This window comes from Avibacterium sp. 20-132, from assembly GCF_023611925.1.
In the GTDB taxonomy this organism is placed as follows: domain Bacteria; phylum Pseudomonadota; class Gammaproteobacteria; order Enterobacterales; family Pasteurellaceae; genus Avibacterium.
In genome coordinates this window covers 609,906-627,087 of the sequence record NZ_CP091456.1, presented here as the reverse complement: position 1 = coordinate 627,087, position 17,182 = coordinate 609,906, and the positions used below count along the sequence as shown (strand labels likewise).

General features: G+C 41.1%; 16 protein-coding genes and 1 pseudogene. All 17 read left to right on the top strand.

The features are described from left to right. The first annotated feature begins 2 nt into the window (after nt 1-2). A complete protein-coding gene (locus L4F93_RS02865) occupies nt 3-566 on the top strand; it encodes a hypothetical protein (protein WP_250351041.1) in 564 nt (187 codons plus the stop codon). Then, nucleotides 556-1,881 (top strand): AMP-binding protein, encoded by a 1,326-nt coding sequence (locus tag L4F93_RS02860; RefSeq protein ID WP_250351040.1) that lies wholly within the window; start codon nt 556-558, stop codon nt 1,879-1,881. The genes L4F93_RS02865 and L4F93_RS02860 overlap by 11 nt, the downstream gene beginning before the upstream one ends. Beyond that, on the top strand, nt 1,874-2,599 hold the full coding sequence (locus L4F93_RS02855; RefSeq protein WP_250351039.1) for a glycosyltransferase family 2 protein: 726 nt from the start codon (nt 1,874-1,876) through the stop codon (nt 2,597-2,599). Before L4F93_RS02860 ends, L4F93_RS02855 begins: the two co-directional genes overlap by 8 nt. Continuing rightward, on the top strand, nt 2,596-3,528 hold the full coding sequence (locus tag L4F93_RS02850) for an LpxL/LpxP family acyltransferase (protein WP_250351038.1): 933 nt from the start codon (nt 2,596-2,598) through the stop codon (nt 3,526-3,528). Before L4F93_RS02855 ends, L4F93_RS02850 begins: the two co-directional genes overlap by 4 nt. Beyond that, complete coding sequence (locus tag L4F93_RS02845; protein WP_250351037.1) at nt 3,525-3,971, top strand: acyl-CoA thioesterase; 447 nt, start codon at nt 3,525-3,527, stop codon at nt 3,969-3,971. The genes L4F93_RS02850 and L4F93_RS02845 overlap by 4 nt, the downstream gene beginning before the upstream one ends. Nucleotides 3,972-3,985: 14 nt before the next feature. Continuing rightward, nucleotides 3,986-4,570 (top strand): LolA family protein, encoded by a 585-nt coding sequence (locus L4F93_RS02840; protein WP_250351036.1) that lies wholly within the window; start codon nt 3,986-3,988, stop codon nt 4,568-4,570. A gap of 18 nt (nt 4,571-4,588) precedes the next feature. Further along, the gene (locus tag L4F93_RS02835) at nt 4,589-6,916 is read left to right on the top strand and encodes an MMPL family transporter (RefSeq protein WP_250351035.1); all 2,328 of its coding nucleotides are present in this window, start codon (nt 4,589-4,591) and stop codon (nt 6,914-6,916) included. Nucleotides 6,917-6,943: 27 nt separating this feature from the next. Further along, nucleotides 6,944-8,182 (top strand): NAD(P)/FAD-dependent oxidoreductase, encoded by a 1,239-nt coding sequence (locus tag L4F93_RS02830; protein ID WP_250351034.1) that lies wholly within the window; start codon nt 6,944-6,946, stop codon nt 8,180-8,182. Nucleotides 8,183-8,289: 107 nt separating this feature from the next. Beyond that, nucleotides 8,290-8,796, top strand: a complete 507-nt coding sequence (locus L4F93_RS02825) for a DUF3261 domain-containing protein (RefSeq protein ID WP_250351033.1) — start codon at nt 8,290-8,292, stop codon at nt 8,794-8,796. A gap of 8 nt (nt 8,797-8,804) precedes the next feature. After that, on the top strand, nt 8,805-10,025 hold the full coding sequence (locus tag L4F93_RS02820) for a beta-ketoacyl-ACP synthase (RefSeq protein WP_250351032.1): 1,221 nt from the start codon (nt 8,805-8,807) through the stop codon (nt 10,023-10,025). Continuing rightward, on the top strand, nt 10,018-10,473 hold the full coding sequence (locus tag L4F93_RS02815; protein ID WP_250351031.1) for an ApeP family dehydratase: 456 nt from the start codon (nt 10,018-10,020) through the stop codon (nt 10,471-10,473). The genes L4F93_RS02820 and L4F93_RS02815 overlap by 8 nt, the downstream gene beginning before the upstream one ends. Next, nucleotides 10,470-11,198 (top strand): 3-oxoacyl-ACP reductase FabG, encoded by a 729-nt coding sequence (gene fabG / locus L4F93_RS02810; RefSeq protein ID WP_250351030.1) that lies wholly within the window; start codon nt 10,470-10,472, stop codon nt 11,196-11,198. The genes L4F93_RS02815 and fabG overlap by 4 nt, the downstream gene beginning before the upstream one ends. A 10-nt stretch (nt 11,199-11,208) precedes the next feature. Next, entirely contained in the window at nt 11,209-12,447 is a 1,239-nt protein-coding gene (locus tag L4F93_RS02805; RefSeq protein ID WP_250351029.1) for a beta-ketoacyl-ACP synthase, read from the top strand. Nucleotides 12,448-13,360: 913 nt separating this feature from the next. Continuing rightward, a complete protein-coding gene (locus tag L4F93_RS02800) occupies nt 13,361-14,296 on the top strand; it encodes a substrate-binding domain-containing protein (RefSeq protein WP_250351028.1) in 936 nt (311 codons plus the stop codon). 223 nt (nt 14,297-14,519) lie between these two features. Further along, nucleotides 14,520-14,612, top strand: a pseudogene (locus tag L4F93_RS12425) (ATPase); the annotation flags it as partial. A 33-nt stretch (nt 14,613-14,645) separates the two neighbouring features. After that, complete coding sequence (locus L4F93_RS02790; RefSeq protein WP_250351026.1) at nt 14,646-16,154, top strand: sugar ABC transporter ATP-binding protein; 1,509 nt, start codon at nt 14,646-14,648, stop codon at nt 16,152-16,154. A 69-nt stretch (nt 16,155-16,223) separates the two neighbouring features. Further along, nucleotides 16,224-17,180, top strand: coding sequence for an ABC transporter permease (locus L4F93_RS02785; protein ID WP_250351025.1), 957 nt, complete (start codon nt 16,224-16,226; stop codon nt 17,178-17,180). The last annotated feature ends 2 nt before the right edge of the window (nt 17,181-17,182 follow it).

Below are 17,182 nucleotides of genomic sequence, written 5' to 3'. Positions count from 1 at the left end.
TAATGAAAGCTTTCACTTCCGTTCTTATCACCTTATTCCTTGCAATAAGTGCGGTGGCTTTTCCCATTTTTTTTTGGTGGCAAGGGGCAGATAGCCCCATTTTATATTATCTACCGTGGGTAATGGCACTCTTATGGGCGGTGAAAGGATGGCAACAACCCCCATCAACGCAGCGTTATTTTTCCTTTTGCTTAGCGTTAATTTTAGCAGTGATTGCTGGCACGCGTGCTTTAGTGGGAATGTTTTGGTATCCAGTGATTATTAATGGATTAATGTTGCTATTGTTTGCAAGCAGTTTATGGCAATCGCAGACTTTTGTAGAACGTTTAGCGCGCTTACAAGAGCCAAATTTAACCGATAAAGGTGTGCGTTACACCCGAACCGTAACCCAAGTGTGGTGCATTGTTTTTATTATTAATATTGTGGTGACGACTGCACTCATATTGGGACAATATTATGATTATTGGGCATTATATTCAGGGGTGATTTCCTATGTGTTCATTGGCTTGATTATGGGCATTGAATGGATCATTCGACAACGAGTAAAAAAATATCATGCAAATTAATTTTTCAGCAATCAAGGATATTACCTTAAATCCGCCTTGGTCAAAGCAAGAGTTTACCTTACGAGCTTGGCAAATTAGTCAGCAATTACAACAGCAACAGGTGCATAGCTTAGGCTTATGGCTTGATGATGCCGCACAGATGGCGTGCGTGTTGTTGGCGTGTTTTCAGGCAAAAGTGCGCGTGTTATTGCCACCTAATTTATTAGCAGAAAACCAACAATGGCTTGCACAAGAAAATGCAATGCTGATGGATAATGAGCGTGTTGCGACCTTCGGTTTAGAACAACAGGTAGAAGCAGAAACCCTCGCGCAACCGTTAATTGATCCTGATTGTCAAAGCGAAATTTGGCTTAAAACCTCAGGCAGTAGTGGCGAACCAAAAGTTTTGATCAAAACAGCAAAAAAAATGTGGCAGGAAGCACAAGCTATTGCTGACACTATCAAGTTTTCAGCGGATAGGCCACTTTATGTGGTATCAAGTGTCTCCGCGCAACATCATTATGGTTTATCCTACCGTATTTTCTTACCGCTCTATCTTGGTTGGTCTATCGCTCGTTTGCAATACCATTATCCCGAATATTTGATGAGCGAAAGTTTACAAGCAGAGAATGTATTGTGGGTGAGTAGCCCAGCATTGCTTACTCACCTTAATTTAAAAGATTCCAAACTGGCTCGTTGCGGTATTCGTGCTGTCATTTCAGCAGGTTCTCCTTTGCCTTCAGAGACCGCACAACGTATCCACGATATGCTAGGTTGCCGAATGATCGAATGTTACGGTAGTACTGAAACTGGTGCAATCGCGTTTCGAGAACAAGAGACGTTATGGACACCGACAGTGGTAACAGAGGTGGGATTAACAGAAAATGAAACGCTTTGGGTTAATTCACCTTGGCTTGATGAACCAGAAATTATGGCAGATATGGTACAAATGCACGGCGAGCGCTTTTTACTGTTAGGACGCGCGGACCGCATTGTAAAACTGGGGGACAAACGTATTTCTCTGGTCAATATAGAACAAGCCTTGCAGCAGCATTCTTGGGTCATTGATTGCTTTGTGGCAAAGCACCCAAATCAGGCTCGTCCTGCGGCTTGGGTCGCGTTAACGGAAGAAGGATTGAAAGTTTACCGCACTCAAGGGCGTAACGCGGTGATTCATTCACTGCGCCAACACCTGAGCCAAAATCAAGAAGCGGCAGGCTTACCCCGTTTTTGGCGTTTTATCGACAAATTGCCACGCAATAGTCAATCAAAAATTTTAAACGCTGATTTCGAGCAAGTTTTTCTTAGCCAGCAAGAGGAATTCGCTAATGAATAAACAGGTAATTGTGCTTATCCCTCATTACAATCATTCAACCACGGTTAGCGCTGTTGCAAATCAGCTACGCCAACTTGATTTGCCCGTGTTGATTATTGACGATGGCTCAACCGATTCTCATAAAACCGTACTGCATACGCTTGCTCAGCAAGAGGGTATTCAAGTCCATTTTTGCCCACAAAATGGGGGAAAAGGGGCGGCAATGAAAGTGGGATTTCAATTGGCGTGGGAACAGGGTTTTGCCTATGCCGTACAAGTCGATGCAGACGGACAGCATCAGCTTTCTGATGTGGCAATCTTTTTGCAAAAAAGTGCTGAAAATCCCACCGCACTTATTTGTGGGCGTCCAATCTATGGTGAGGATGCACCTAAGGCTCGTTTATATGGTAGGAAAATTACTGATTTTTGGAATGCTATCCACACCCATTCACGCGATATTTTAGATGGAATGTGTGGTTTTCGGCTCTATCCTGTGGAAGCAATGAGCAATTTATTGAAGCACGAAAAAATTGGCGATCGTATGGATTTCGATATTGAAATTATTGTCAAAGCGCACTGGTATCAAATCCCAATGGTATGGGTGGATACCCCCGTTCGTTATGATAAGAATGGCACATCTCATTTTCGGGCTTTTGCGGATAATTGGAAAATCAGCAAAATGCACACCAAACTTTTTTGGCAGATGGTATGGCGAATGATACAAGGCAAGCCGTTATGAGCCAACCAGATAAACATTGGGCAAAACAGCAGGAGCGTGGAACGCGTTTCTTTCTCAACTTAACACGCTTGATTGTGGCATATCTGCCTTTGTGGGCGATCCGCATTGCTACCTTTGTCGTGGTGAGCTATTTTTTTGTTACATCAAAGAAAGCTCGCCAATATATTGCGGAATATCAGCAACGTTTGTGCCAAACTTTTCCTGACACGAGGTTACCTCGTTGGGCGGTTTTTCGCCAGTTTTTAACCTTTGGTGTCGCGATTACCGATCGCTTTGCGGTGTGGCAAAATAAAATGCATTATCGTGATTTACACATTGATGATGCGGACAATCTTTATCACGATATTGATCATCAAAACCGCGGGCAAATTTTATTGTGTTCCCATTTTGGTAATATTGAAATTTGTCGCGCGTTAGTAGATAGTGGACATCACCCTAATTTTGTGCTGAATGTATTAGTGCATAGTCATCACGCTGAGGCATTCAATCAAGCTTTAGAAAAAGCCGGCGCTAAAGCCCTTCCCGTTATTCAGGTAATGGATTTAGATGCACAAAAAATGTTTGAATTGCACCAACGGTTAGAGCGAGGTGAATGGATTGCCATTGCCGCTGATCGGATTCCGGTGCGTGGTGATAAAACCGAAAAAGTCAATTTTCTTGGTAAGTCAGCCGATTTTCCGCAGGGGGCTTGGTTGCTTTCGGCATTGCTCAAAGCACCACTGAATACGGTGTTTTGTGTGAAGTCGCAAGGGCGTTATCAATTAAAACTTCGCCGATTCAGCTCAGCTATTTCAGGACGAGGTATTGCCCGTCAGCAACACATTCAGCAGGCAATGCAACAATATGCTGATGTCTTGGCGCAAGCGTGCCGAGAACAGCCATTGCAATGGTTCAATTTTTACGATTTTTGGAATGACGAACAAAAATGAAAACAAAAAAACATATTTATTGCCAACATCAATCTGATTACGAGATCCCATTTTTTGATGTGGATTCCGCACATATTATGTGGCACGGGCATTACATCAAATATTTTGAAATGGCACGCTGTGCATTGTTAGAAGAGATTGGTTACACTTACGATCATATTCGTGCTGACGGCTATGGTTGGCCCATTGTGCAACTGAATGTGAAATACGTTCGTCCGGCACTTTTTCGCCAAAAAATTCGTGTTACCCTTTCGGTATTGGAATACGATACTTGCCTACGCATCGATTATGTAATTAGCGATTTACAAACAGGCAAAAAACTCACCGTAGCCAGTACGACACAAGTGGTGGTGGACGCTAAAACGGGCGAGATGCAATTAGAAGCAACGGAAAATTGGCGAAAGGCGTTTGAGGCATATAAAGGCTTTCAACCTCTCGCTTAATTGGAATAGGAAAGATGAAAAAATATTTTGCGTTATTATTATGGATAGTCAGTTTACCTCTTTGGGCGTTTTCTGAGCAAGATCTTATCGCTCAACTTCAGCAAAGTCATACCGTACAAGGAGATTTTGTACAGCAGCGTTTTCTTAAAGCATTGCCGCAACCTATTGAAACGAAAGGAAACTTTACATTAGTAGCAGAAAAAGGCTTGCTGTGGCAAATGACACAGCCTTTTCACACAGAATTACGGATTACCCCACAGGGTATTGCACAATGGAATGGGCAAGGTTGGGTTGCTAACGGAAATATGGCACAATCGCAACAAATTCGTCTGTTTTTAGGCTTGTTATCGGGGGATTTGTCGGGGCTAAAAAGCCATTTTGATTTTGCATTAAGTGGTAATGCCAAACAATGGACATTGCAACTTACGCCAAATTCGCTCTTAATGAAACAGATCTTTATTTCAATTATTGTACAGGGAAATCAGAGCGTAACGGCAATGCAACTGAATGAAGTACAAGGTGATAGCACAAAAATTTACTTTCAGCATATTCAGCTTAATCAGCCATTATCATCCGCGGTGAAACAAGCACTAGAATAGAAAAATGAGTACCTAAAAATGTCGCAGCCAGTCAAAACATCAAAATTTTCCACCGCACTTTTTTCTATGGCAATGCGTATTGCGTATGTAATGAGCTTGGTGTTTTGCACAATTACACTGGTGATGTTTATTTTGCGTGGTAATTGGCTACAAACTGATTTACAAGCATTATTGCCAGAAGATCAGCAATGGCAAACCATACAACAGCAAGTTGATAAACAGCAAGAACAGCGGTTAAATGGGAAAATCATTGCACTGATTGGTGCAAGCTCGCTTGATAATGGGATTCAACTTTCACGGGAAATTGCTCAACGTTGGCGTCAGAGTGGTTTATTTCGTCAGGTGAACAGTGAGTTCCAGCCTGATCTTAATACACTTCGCCAAGCAGTGAAAACCCTCGCTTTTGCCACTTTACCCGCCCATATTCGCACTCAATTAATTCAGCAACCCCATCAATATTTCCAGCAATATGCGCAGCAAATGAGCAATCCTTTTACAGCACAAAGTATATTGCCGTTGGATCAAGATTGGCTCGGTTTTGGACGATTTACGCTTGCACAAGCACAGCCACAGAGTAATGTACAATGGCAATCAGAAAGTGGTGTGCTTAGCGTGAATGGGCAGGGAAAAAGCTGGATATTATTACAAGGGGAATTAACCCCTCAAAACTGGCTTACTCCCCCTTTAGCATTGCTACAACTGATTGAACAAAATCAGCAACTTGCGCACTCACAAGGGGCAGAAATGAATATCACAGGCGCAAGCCTATTTGCCTTGCAAGCCAAGCAAAGTGCAGAGCGAGAAAGCCAATTAATGAGTGGCTTTGGGGTGGGATTAACCTTAACGCTGTTGCTGGTGGTATTTCGCTCGCTACAAGTGTTATGGTTATTTTTACCTATTGTGGCAGGTGTGTTAGTGGGCGTGGTCGCAACCCTTGCTTGGTTTGGGCAAGTGCATATTTTAACCCTCGTCATTGGCACAAGTTTAATTGGCGTATTGATTGACTTTCCATTGCATTGGCTTTCTGGCTCATTGCTTTCTCACCGTTGGCAAGCAAAGCGAGCAATGCAAAAACTACACCTCACCTTTAGTGTGAGTTTATTGGTCACGTTGCTAGGTTATGCGTTGCTTGGTTTTACTTCATTGCCTATATTACAGCAAACCGCCTTATTTTCAGCGGCAGCGTTACTGGCAGCGGTGCTGTTTACGCAACTTTTGTTACCCGATTTTTTTCGCCATTATCAGAATAAACGCCCAACAAGGTTGTTATATGCGTTTTATCAAGTGCGGCGCTTTTTTCAAATGTTTTTGGTTTATCGAAAAGCCTTGATAGGCATATTCGCCCTCTTTGTTGCGGGAGGAATTGTCCAATCTAAGTGGCAAGATGATATTCGTCAGTGGGTGGCATTATCACCGAATTTAGTTAGCCAAGCACAAAAAATTGGTGAATTAACAAGAATGCAATTAAGTGGGCAATATTTTTTAGTTTTAGCGGAAAATGACGAAAAATTACTCGAAAAAATCACCGCACTTGATCGTCAATTAGAACAAGCCAAGCAGCAACAGCAGCTAGAAAGTTATCAATCTTTAAGCCAATGGCTAATGAGTGAAAAACAACAACGTATTTTCGCACAACAATTGCAACACTTATCATCACAGGATTATGCACCACTCAGTGCAATGGGTATTCCTGCTGAAATTGTGCAACAACAACTGAAAGGATTAGTTCATCAGCCAGCACTTTCTTTGCAAGCGGCATTGAATACGCCATTAGGACAGGGGTGGCAAAGTTTGTATTTAGGGCAGATAGCTGGACAAAAAGCCGCGATTATCCCTGTTAATAAAGGCGACCACCAAGCCTTATCACAACTTGCCAATCATCACGATATTTTCTGGCAAGACAAGCGTAGCCACTTAAACCAAGCTTTCCAGCAAACTCGTAATCAAGCCGTGTGGCTAAAATTACTTTCTTTTGTCTTAGCAGGTTTATTGTTGTTGCGTTATTTCGGTGCCAAAGCGAGTGGAAAAATGTTATTTGTCCCCGTTTTTGCGGTGCTTACCACCTTGGGGATTTTCGGTTGGCTTGGTTTACCCATCAGCTTGTTTGCAATGTTTGGAATGTTGTTGGTTTCTGCTATTGCTGTGGATTATGTTGCATATTTGCAAAGTGTTTCTGGGTTAAATGCCCATAAGCAATTTGCGATTGTACTTGCTGCAAGTACGACGCTAATTTCTTTCGGCTTGCTCACCCTAAGCCATACGCCCGCTGTGGCATTGTTTGGGTTGAGCGTGAGTATTGGCGTGATCTGTGCGGTGAGTATAGCATTTATGATGTATCGTAAATAATAACAATGACTTTTTAGGGAGCAAAAAATGAGTCAATATGATGTTGCGATTATTGGTGCAGGCCCTTCAGGTTCCGTGGCGGCTGCATTATTAGCAAAACAAGGGGTATCGGTATGTGTATTAGAGAAGCAATATTTTCCCCGTTTTGTCATTGGTGAAAGCTTACTACCTTATTGTATGGAAATTTTGCGTGAAGCTGAATTGCTTGAGGCAGTAAATCGCGAACCGAGTTTCCAATTTAAAAACGGCGCTGCTTTCACTTGGGGCAATCGTTATACTTATTTTGATTTTACCGATAAATTTACCGCTGGGGCTGGTACAACTTTCCAAGTCAGACGGGGGATTTTTGATAAAATTTTAATTGATGAAGTGGCAACACGTGGCGTTGATGTCCGTTTTGGCAATGAAGTATTAGCTTTTGAAACACAAAATGATGGCGTGCAATTACAGGTGCGTAACGATAAAGGCGAAAGCTACAATTTGAACGCGAAATTTGTTCTTGATGCAAGTGGTTACGGGCGCGTATTACCACGCTTATTAGATTTGGAGTTACCTTCACACTTGCCAGCCCGAGTGGCGCGTTTCACCCATATTGATGACAATATTGATGATCCTGAGTTTGATCGAAACAAAATTCTTATTACGACTCATCCAGAACACCGAGATGTATGGTTATGGCTTATTCCTTTTGCCGATAATCGTTGTTCTATTGGTGTTGTTGGTTTGCCTGAGACCCTTGAGGGCGATGACGAACAGGTGTTAAAAAAATTTGCATTAGAATGCCCAATGCTAAAACGCATATTAAAAAATGCCGTGTGGGACAATGATTTCCCTTATCGTCATATTCAAGGTTATTCTGCGAATGTAAAAGCCTTGCACGGAGAACGCTTTGCTTTATTAGGGAATGCGGCGGAATTTTTAGATCCTGTTTTTTCATCGGGGGTGACGATAGCATTGCATTCCGCACATCTTGCTGTTCCTTTGATCGTGCGACAACTCAACGGTGATATTGTGGACTGGCAAAAAGAATTTGCCGATCCGCTAATGCTTGGTGTAGATGCATTTCGCACTTATGTGAATGGTTGGTATGACGGCTCATTTCAAGATGTGGTGTATGCGAAAGATCCACAGCCCGAAATTCGTCGTATGATTTCTTCCATTTTAGCTGGGTATGCGTGGGATAGTGCGAATCCATTTGTGGCAAAATCTACACAACGTCTTGCCGCGTTGGCTGAGTTTTGTGGCACAGCAAGCCAAGATAAATAAAAAAGAGGAAATAAAGTGCGGTGCGATTTTTGAGAATTTTATCCCTGTTCATTGATCTAAAAAGAAATGCTACAATCGAAAAAAGTAAAAAAACAACCGCACTTAATATGATGATAAAAAGAATAAGTCAATGGCGAGCTTGGTTTATTGCTGTTGTATTCTGTGGCGTGATGGGCTGCCAAAGTTTACCACAAGCGCAAAATTTCCCAACCAATACGCCAAGTAGCCAATTATTTAAGATTGAACGGCAAGACGAGCAACATCGCTCTCAGCAACAAAGTTTACTTGCTTTGCAATATCAACCTAGACAATGGCGTTGGGTGCAAACCGATCCCCTTGGTGCGCCTTTGGCAAGGGTGATTTTAACGCCACAAGGTTGGCAAAATGATGGCTTTGTTATGCCAAACCCGCAGGCAAAATGGTTGTTTTCTGCAATAGCAACGGCGTTATATCCAGATTTCCCGCTTTTTCCATTTAGCAAGGTGGAAATGCAAGGCAAGCGACAAGTTTATTTTGTTAATCACAAGCCTGTTTGGTCGATTGAAGGGCAATCTCCCGTGTGGAAAATTGATTTAACCGACAATAGCCATTGGCGTGTAACTTTACTAAATTAAGGAATAATGTGAGTAAATTGTATTTATCGCAACCTGCGGTGGTCAGTAGTTTAGGTGAAGGGCTGGCTGCCCATATTTCAACGTTATTATCTGCTGCACCTTCTACATTAAGTTTGTGTGATACGCCATTTAGTGAAAATGGATTGCTAGATAATGCACGAATGTATGGCGCGGTGAATGTGCCACTTCGCCCGTTCCCAAAGACTGTTCCAGCAGCGCATCGTAGCCGTAATAATCAATTGTTGTGGCATTGTTTGGCACAGCTAGAAACGCAGATTGAGCAAGCTATTCAGACGTTCGGTAAACATCGTATTGCAGTCGTGGTTGGTACCTCTACCACAGGAGTAGATGAAAATATTGAGCTGTTTAAGCAAGCGGCGGAACATCAAGATTGGTCTCGTATGCTTTTCAAACAGCAGCAACAATATTTCTCTGCTCCCGCAGATTTTGTGGCGTGGCAATATGGTTTGAGTGGATTATGTTATGGCATTTCTACTGCTTGTACTTCCGGTGCGAGAGCCTTGATGAGTGCGGCACGATTATTGAAAAATAATCTGTGTGATGCGGTGATTTGTGGCGGCGTGGATACGTTATCCCCTTTAACGATCAAAGGCTTTCAATCCTTATCGGTATTATCCGATAGCCAGACGAATCCACTTTCTGCAAACCGTAAAGGCATTAATATTGGTGAAGGAGCGGCAATGTTTGTGCTATCTAAACAGCCTTTCGGACAATCAGTAGAATTACTTGGCTATGGGGCAAGCAGTGATGCTTATCATATGTCTTCACCACATCCAGAAGGCGAAGGCGCAATTGCCGCATTTCGTGCGGCTTTAGCAAATAGTCAGCTTGCGGCAGATGAAATCGGTTGGATCAATTTGCACGGTACAGGCACTATTCATAATGATCAAATGGAAATTCTCGCTGTGTATAATGTGTTTGGTGAACATACCCCTTGCACTACAACAAAACCATACACAGGACATACATTAGGCGCAGCAGGTGCTGTGGAGGCAGCCATTTTATGGGGAATGATTCATCCTGATTTCAATCCAGAAGGGAAATTGCCACCCCAATTATGGGACGGTGAGCCAGATCCTACTTTACCTAAGGTTGCAATTACCGACACAAATAGTCGTTGGCAACAGGCAAAACGGATTGGGGCAAGTAGTTCGTTTGCTTTTGGCGGTAATAATACTGTACTCATTTTAGGAGAATGCGATGTTTGATTTAACCTGCCCAATTACCAATATTGCGCCACTGTTACCACATAGTGGCGAAATGGTGCTATTACAACAACTTGATGAAGTTGGGGAAGATTTTCTGGTTGCACAAGCACAAGTGAGTGCGGATCATATTTTGCTAAAAAACGGCAAGTTAGCCAGTTTTGTCGGGGCGGAAATTATGGCGCAGGGCATTGCTGCTTGGGCGGGGTGTAAATGCGTTCGAGCAGGGCAACCTATTGGCTTAGGTTATTGGCTTGGAACAAGAAAATTGCACATTTATCAACAGGCTATTCCTGTTGGTAGTACATTAGAAATTCGTGTTCATCGCTCCCTTGAAGATGATACCGGTTTTGGCGTGTTTGACTGCCAACTGCGAAATAAAAATACAAATGAACTGATTATTGAAGGAACGCTGAATGTATTGCGTCCACCAAAAGAGAGAAAAGTATGACAGATAGCGTATTAATTACAGGTTCTAGTCGTGGTATTGGCAAAGCCATTGCATTACAACTGGCGCAATCGGGGTTTGATATTGTGTTGCATTGCCGTAGCCGACTTACGGAAGCGGAAACCGTTGCCGAACAAATTCGTGCGATGGGACGAAATGCCCGTATTTTGCAATTTGATGTGAGTGATCGTGATAATACCGCACGAAAATTACTGGCAGATGTAGAACAATTTGGTGCTTACTACGGGGTGGTACTGAATGCGGGATTAACCCGAGATAATGCTTTTCCTGCTTTAACGGATGAAGATTGGGATACGGTATTACGCACCAATTTAGATGGCTTTTACAATGTTCTTCACCCTATTATGATGCCAATGATTCGCCGTCGAAAAGCTGGGCGAATTGTATGTATCACGTCTGTTTCTGGTTTAATAGGAAATCGTGGGCAAGTCAATTATAGTGCCTCAAAAGCAGGTATTATTGGTGCGGCAAAAGCGCTTGCGGTGGAATTAGCAAAACGTAAAATCACGGTAAATTGTGTGGCTCCCGGATTAATCAATACAGAAATTTTAGATGAAAATGTGCCTGTTGAAGAGATTCTCAAAGCGATTCCCGCAGCAAGAATGGGGGAACCAGAAGAGGTGGCACACGCCGTTGATTTCTTAATGAACGAAAAAGCAGGCTATATTACTCGTCAAGTTATCGCCGTGAATGGCGGATTATGCTAAGGAAAAAATAATGAAACGCGTTGTGGTAACAGGTATCGGCGGTATTACCGCATTTGGACGTGATTGGGCAAGCATTAAACAGGCTTTTGTGAAACAAAAAAATGCAGTTCAAACAATGGATTGGGGCAAGCTAGATGGGGAAATAGAATCTCGTCTTGGTGCGCCTATTAACCACTATACCCCACCTGAGCATTGGAATCGTAAGCAATTACGCAGTATGGGCAGAGTGGCGCAGCTTTGTGTTGATGCTGCTGAAATGGCGCTAACAAATGCGGGGTTATTGCAAAATGGTGAACTTGATCCTTGCGTCCTCAATGGCAATATGGGTGTGGCAAGTGGCTCATCATCAGGCAGTACCAAAGACATACAAGATCTCGGTTTAATGATGGCAGGTTATCCCAACACCAGTAATGCCAATACTTATGTACGAATGATGCCTCATACTACCGCGGCAAATATCGGTATTTTCTTTGGCTTAAGTGGACGTATTATCCCGACATCAAGCGCCTGTTCATCAGGCAGTCAAGGCATTGGTTATGCGTATGAGGCGATCAAATATGGAATGATCCCAATGATGTTAGCTGGTGGCGGTGAAGAGTTTTGCCCTTCACAAGTCTATGTGTTTGACTCTCTTTATGCCGCAAGTCGCCGGAATAACCAACCACAGCAAACACCACGTCCTTATGATCAAGAGCGCGATGGTTTAGTCATTGGCGAAGGCGCAGGGATCTTAGTATTAGAGGAACTTGAACACGCCAAAGCACGCAACGCAACGATTTTAGCGGAAGTAGTTGGGTATGGCGCAAACAGCGATGGCAGCCATATTACACGTCCACAAAAAGAAACAATGCAACGCTGTATGGAATTAGCTTTACAAGATGCGGGATTACGCCCTGAGCAAATTGGTTATGTGAATGGACACGGCACAGCCACAGAGCAAGGTGATATTGCAGAAACCCTTGCCACCGCCGCATTATTTGGCAATGTTCCCCTCAGTTCACAAAAAAGCTATCTCGGACACACGCTCGGCGCGTGCGGTGCATTAGAATCTTGGTTTTCCATTGAAATGATGCGCGATAATTGGTTTGCACCAACGCTCAACCTAGATAATATCGATCCACGTTGTGGCAAGCTCGATTACATTCGTCAAGCCCCAAGAGAAATTCACACAGATTATGTAATGAATAACAACTTCGCCTTTGGTGGGGTAAATACATCGCTCATTTTTAGGCGCTGGACGGAAGACTAAGTATATAGTGGATATTTAGAAATAGAATTTTCTGTAGCACAACAAAAAATTCAATGATTTTCAACCGCACTTTATTTTTATACAAAAGAATAAGTGCGGTTGAATTTTTGCGAATTTTTTTCTCTATGAATAAAAGATTAAGCAACGGTTTAACGCTTTTTATGCTTAGGAAAAACCTGCGTTTCTCATCGTGGTTATTAGTCAAACATTACCATTTTGCCAGCAATAGTCGTTAAATTTCCTGCTTTTACTCATTGAAGAAAACTCACACTATATTGCGAGAGGGAATAGCCATTATGTTCATTAGAACGATGATTCAACATCATTGAATCAGAGATGAACGCGTTGGTTAATCAAGTCCTGAAAAATAATAATCTTCGAGTTACCCAGACCATCTTCTTTAGTGTGGTATCGAACTAACATAGCAACTAATGCTATAAAAATCGTATAGAGGACATAAATACTCACATCATTCTTTTTCATTTCTTTTTAAATAAGTTGATGGCATCTAAACAACGCTTTCATTGAAAATTAAATTTCAAAAAATTCTATTTTAGTTTGTGAAATTTCATTTTATTGCGAAGATCAAATTTTAGGTTAGAAACCAGATTTTGGCGATTAAAATTATGTAAATAACAGAAAAATGCTTAGATTTCTATTTTTTATAAGTAAGGCAGAAAAAAATGTGAGTTTTTATGCATTTTCTTTATTTCTAAATACGAAAATACGATCTAATTCACAATTTTTTAACTTGATGATTGCGACATTTTTCCCTTAATGCTATATATAAAAATAGATGATTTATTTCATAATTGTCTAAATTTGAAATTTATATTCACAAAATGGAACCTTGTGCAATATAGTGGTATTTCAGCTTTGTGATCAATCTAACCTTTAAAATAGGAGTAGAAGAATGAAAAAAACACTATTAGCAATGCTGTGCGGCGGATTGTTATTGACATCTCAAGTTGTAATGAGTAAGCAGCTTATGATTGGTGCCCCAATGAATTCTTTCGCGGATAAATGGCAGACATATTTACAAGATTCAATTCGTGATTTTGATGCGAAACACGATGATGTGGAAATTAAATTATCCGATGCAAATGGCGATCCAGCTCGTTTGCTAAATGATGTGGAAACGTTTATCGATCAAAATGTTGATGCTTTGCTTGTTGTACCAACAGATCCAAATATTGTTAAGGTCATTGGACGTAAAGCACAAAAAGCAAAAATTCCACTCATTATTGTTAATCGTAAACCTAATGATGAAGATATGAAATATGTTACAAGTTACGTCGGTTCTGATGAGATTGAGGGGGGACGTATCCAAGCAGATTTTATTGTGAATACGTTAGGTGGCAAATCAGGCAATGCATTAATTTTATTAGGGCCTTTAGGGCAAGATGCAGTAACTAAGCGAACTCAAGGTAATAAAGATATTTTTGCACAACATAAAAATATTAACATCGCGACAGAGCAAGAAGGAAAGTGGGAACGTGATAGAGGTTTGAGCATTGCTGAAAACGTATTGGCAGCAAATAAAGATATTAATGTTGTGGTGAGCAACAATGATGAAATGGCAATCGGTGCATTACTTGCTGCGCGTAAACTGGGGCTAAAAGATGAAGATATTCTTATTGTGGGTTTGGATGCCACGCCTGATGCATTGGAATATTTAGGTAAAGGGCTAGATGCTACGGTTTATCAATCAGCTAAAGGGCAAGGGGCAGCTGGAGCAGAAGTTGCGTATTTAGCAGCAAAAGGCGAAAAAGTCCCTGCAATAAAATGGATTCCATTTGAATTAGTTACCCCTGATAAAAAAGAGGAATATCAAGCCAAATATAAATAACACTCATACAGAAGGGCAGAGCTTTGGCTTTGTCCTTCGACTAATAAATGAGATAACTCAAAGTGCGGTTCATTTTTTCGTTATTTTTGGAGTATAAGTGATGTTCAAAAAACTATTCTTCCTATTTATTGGCCTTTTCTTTATTCCGACATTATTTGCCAAATCCTTCACTATCGGCGTTTCGATGTATAGCTTGTCTGATACCCCACTTATTAAAGTGACCAAAGGAGAAAAAGTTCCCGCGATAAAATGGATTCCATTTGAATTAGTTACACCTGATAAAAAAACACAATATCTCAATAAATATAAAGAATAGCTCTGATAAATAGTTGATATGAAGGAGTAAAGTATGAGTACAGCAACAAAATCTCCCTATATTTTAGAAATGCGTAACGTTTCTAAAACATTTCCTGGGGTAAAAGCGTTAGATGGAATTAATTTAAAAGTAAAAAGAGGATCTATTCACGCCTTAATGGGGGAAAATGGCGCTGGTAAATCGACATTGATGAAAGTGCTTTATGGCATTTACACCCCCGATGTGGGCAGCGAGTTAATTTTTGATGATAAACCCTTTAAACCTACCCGACCGATTGATGCGATTAGACGTGGTTTAACAATGGTGCCGCAAGAAATTTCACCTGCTGCGAATTTGACCATTGCCGATAACTTCTATCTTGGGCGAGAAATTACGAAAGGGCGTTTTTTGCTTAATCAAAAAGAGATGAATGCAAGAGCGGTAGAAATTCTTAATAATCTTGGTGTCCCGATGGATGTTACAGTCAAAATGTCTGAAGTTTCTGTTGCGAAAGCACAACTTGTTGCAATTGCAACAGCCGTATCTAATGATGCCAAAGTCATTATTATGGATGAACCCACAACAGCATTAACTGAAACTGAGGTAGAACAACTTTATCGTATTATTGATATTGTAAAAAAACGTGGTATCGCCATTATTTTTATTTCACATAAATTAGACGAAGTATTTAAAGTTTCTGACGAAATCACCGTAATTCGCGACGGGCAATACGTTGGTACAAAAGCGACTTCAGAGATCACTAAAGATCAACTTATCTCAATGATGGTCGGACGAGATATGTCTGAAATGTTCCAACGTGAACGTTTTGAGATTTCAGATGAAATTGTTGTTGAGGTGAAACACTTTACTCGTGTAGGAAAATATCAAGATATTAATTTCAAAGTGCGTAAAGGGGAAATTTTTGGTATTGCTGGTTTAGTGGGGGCTGGTCGTTCTGAAATAGTCGAGGGGTTGTTTGGTTATAAACCTGCGGATAGCGGCGAAATTTATATTCATGGTGAAAAAGCTGAAATTCATAATCCCTTAGATGCGATGAAATACAAAATTGGTTTTGTAACAGAAGATCGTAAATTGACAGGATTATTTCTTAATTTAAGCATAACTGACAATATGATTATGCCGAAAATGTCCCCTTATTTGGAAAATTTTTTGGTATCAGTAACGCGAGCGCAAAAGACGGCGTATGAACAAAAAGATAAGCTCAAAATTAAGGCACCAAATGTCGAAGTCATTACTAATAATCTATCAGGAGGAAACCAGCAAAAAGTGTTACTTGCCCGTTGGCTTTTACTTGAGCCTGATATTTTAATCCTTGATGAACCAACAAAAGGTATTGATGTGGGGGCTAAAGCAGAACTCTATAAATTAATGGTTGAGTTATCCAAACAAGGAAAAACAATCATTATGATTACATCAGATATGCTAGAGCTACTTTCAATGAGCGATCGTGTTATGGTAATGCACGAAGGACATCAAGTTGGGATTATCCCACATCAAGAACTAACGCAAGAACGGGTTTTAGAATTAGCATCTGGTGCATAACAACATTTATAAACCAGACTAACATTCATTCAAACTAGTAAAATGGTAAACACAGATGAGGTATATATTATGTCAAATGTGACTTTCAAAAAAATCATAAATGCTTATGGAATGGTTTTTATCTTAATTGGACTATTTTTAGCCCTTTCTCTCTCAATTGATGGTTTTTTCTCTGCTCGTACGGTTTGGAGTATTATCGAACAGGTTTCAATGTTTGGAATCATTGCTATTGGAGTAACTTTTGCAATTATCACAACAGGGATTGATTTATCCTCTGGTTCTGTCGTAGCGCTTACCGCAGTGGTTTCAGCTTCAGTAGTGACTGGCGGTGATTCTGTAAGTGCTGCAATGCTCGCTTTCGCTATTTCATTAGCATTAGGCGCATTCCTCGGAGCAATTAATGGAACATTAACCGCAGTAGGCGCAATTCCTCCCTTCATCGCCACCTTAGGTATGATGATTATTGCTCGTGGTGCGGCACAATTATATTCAGATGGACGCCCAATTGATGCCTCTTCTGAAGCCTTTACTTGGATTGCTGATGTAAATGTATTTGGCTTACCTGGGTTAGTTATTTTATATATTTTGATTGTAATTGGATCACATATTTTACTCAGTCGTTCTACTTTTGGACGCCACGTTTATGCTGTGGGCGGAAATCTTAATGCGGCAAAAATTTGTGGAATCAACACCACTAAAACCTTAATTTGGGTTTATACCTTAGCGGGCGCATTATCTGGTTTAGCGGGGGCATTACTCGCAGCACGAACCTATGCGGGTAACCCTTCTTACGGATTAGCTTGGGAACTTGATGCAATCGCCGCAGCAGTGATTGGCGGCGTATCATTAAGTGGTGGCTTTGGCAGCATTCCAATGTGTGTAATTGGAGCATTGATTATTGGTACAACCAACAAAGGTTTAAATATGCTGGGAGTCGATCCTTACTGGCAACAAATTGTAAAAGGATTAATCATTGTTTTTGCTGTATTACTCGATACTTTAAAACGTCGCAAAAAAGCGAGCTAAAT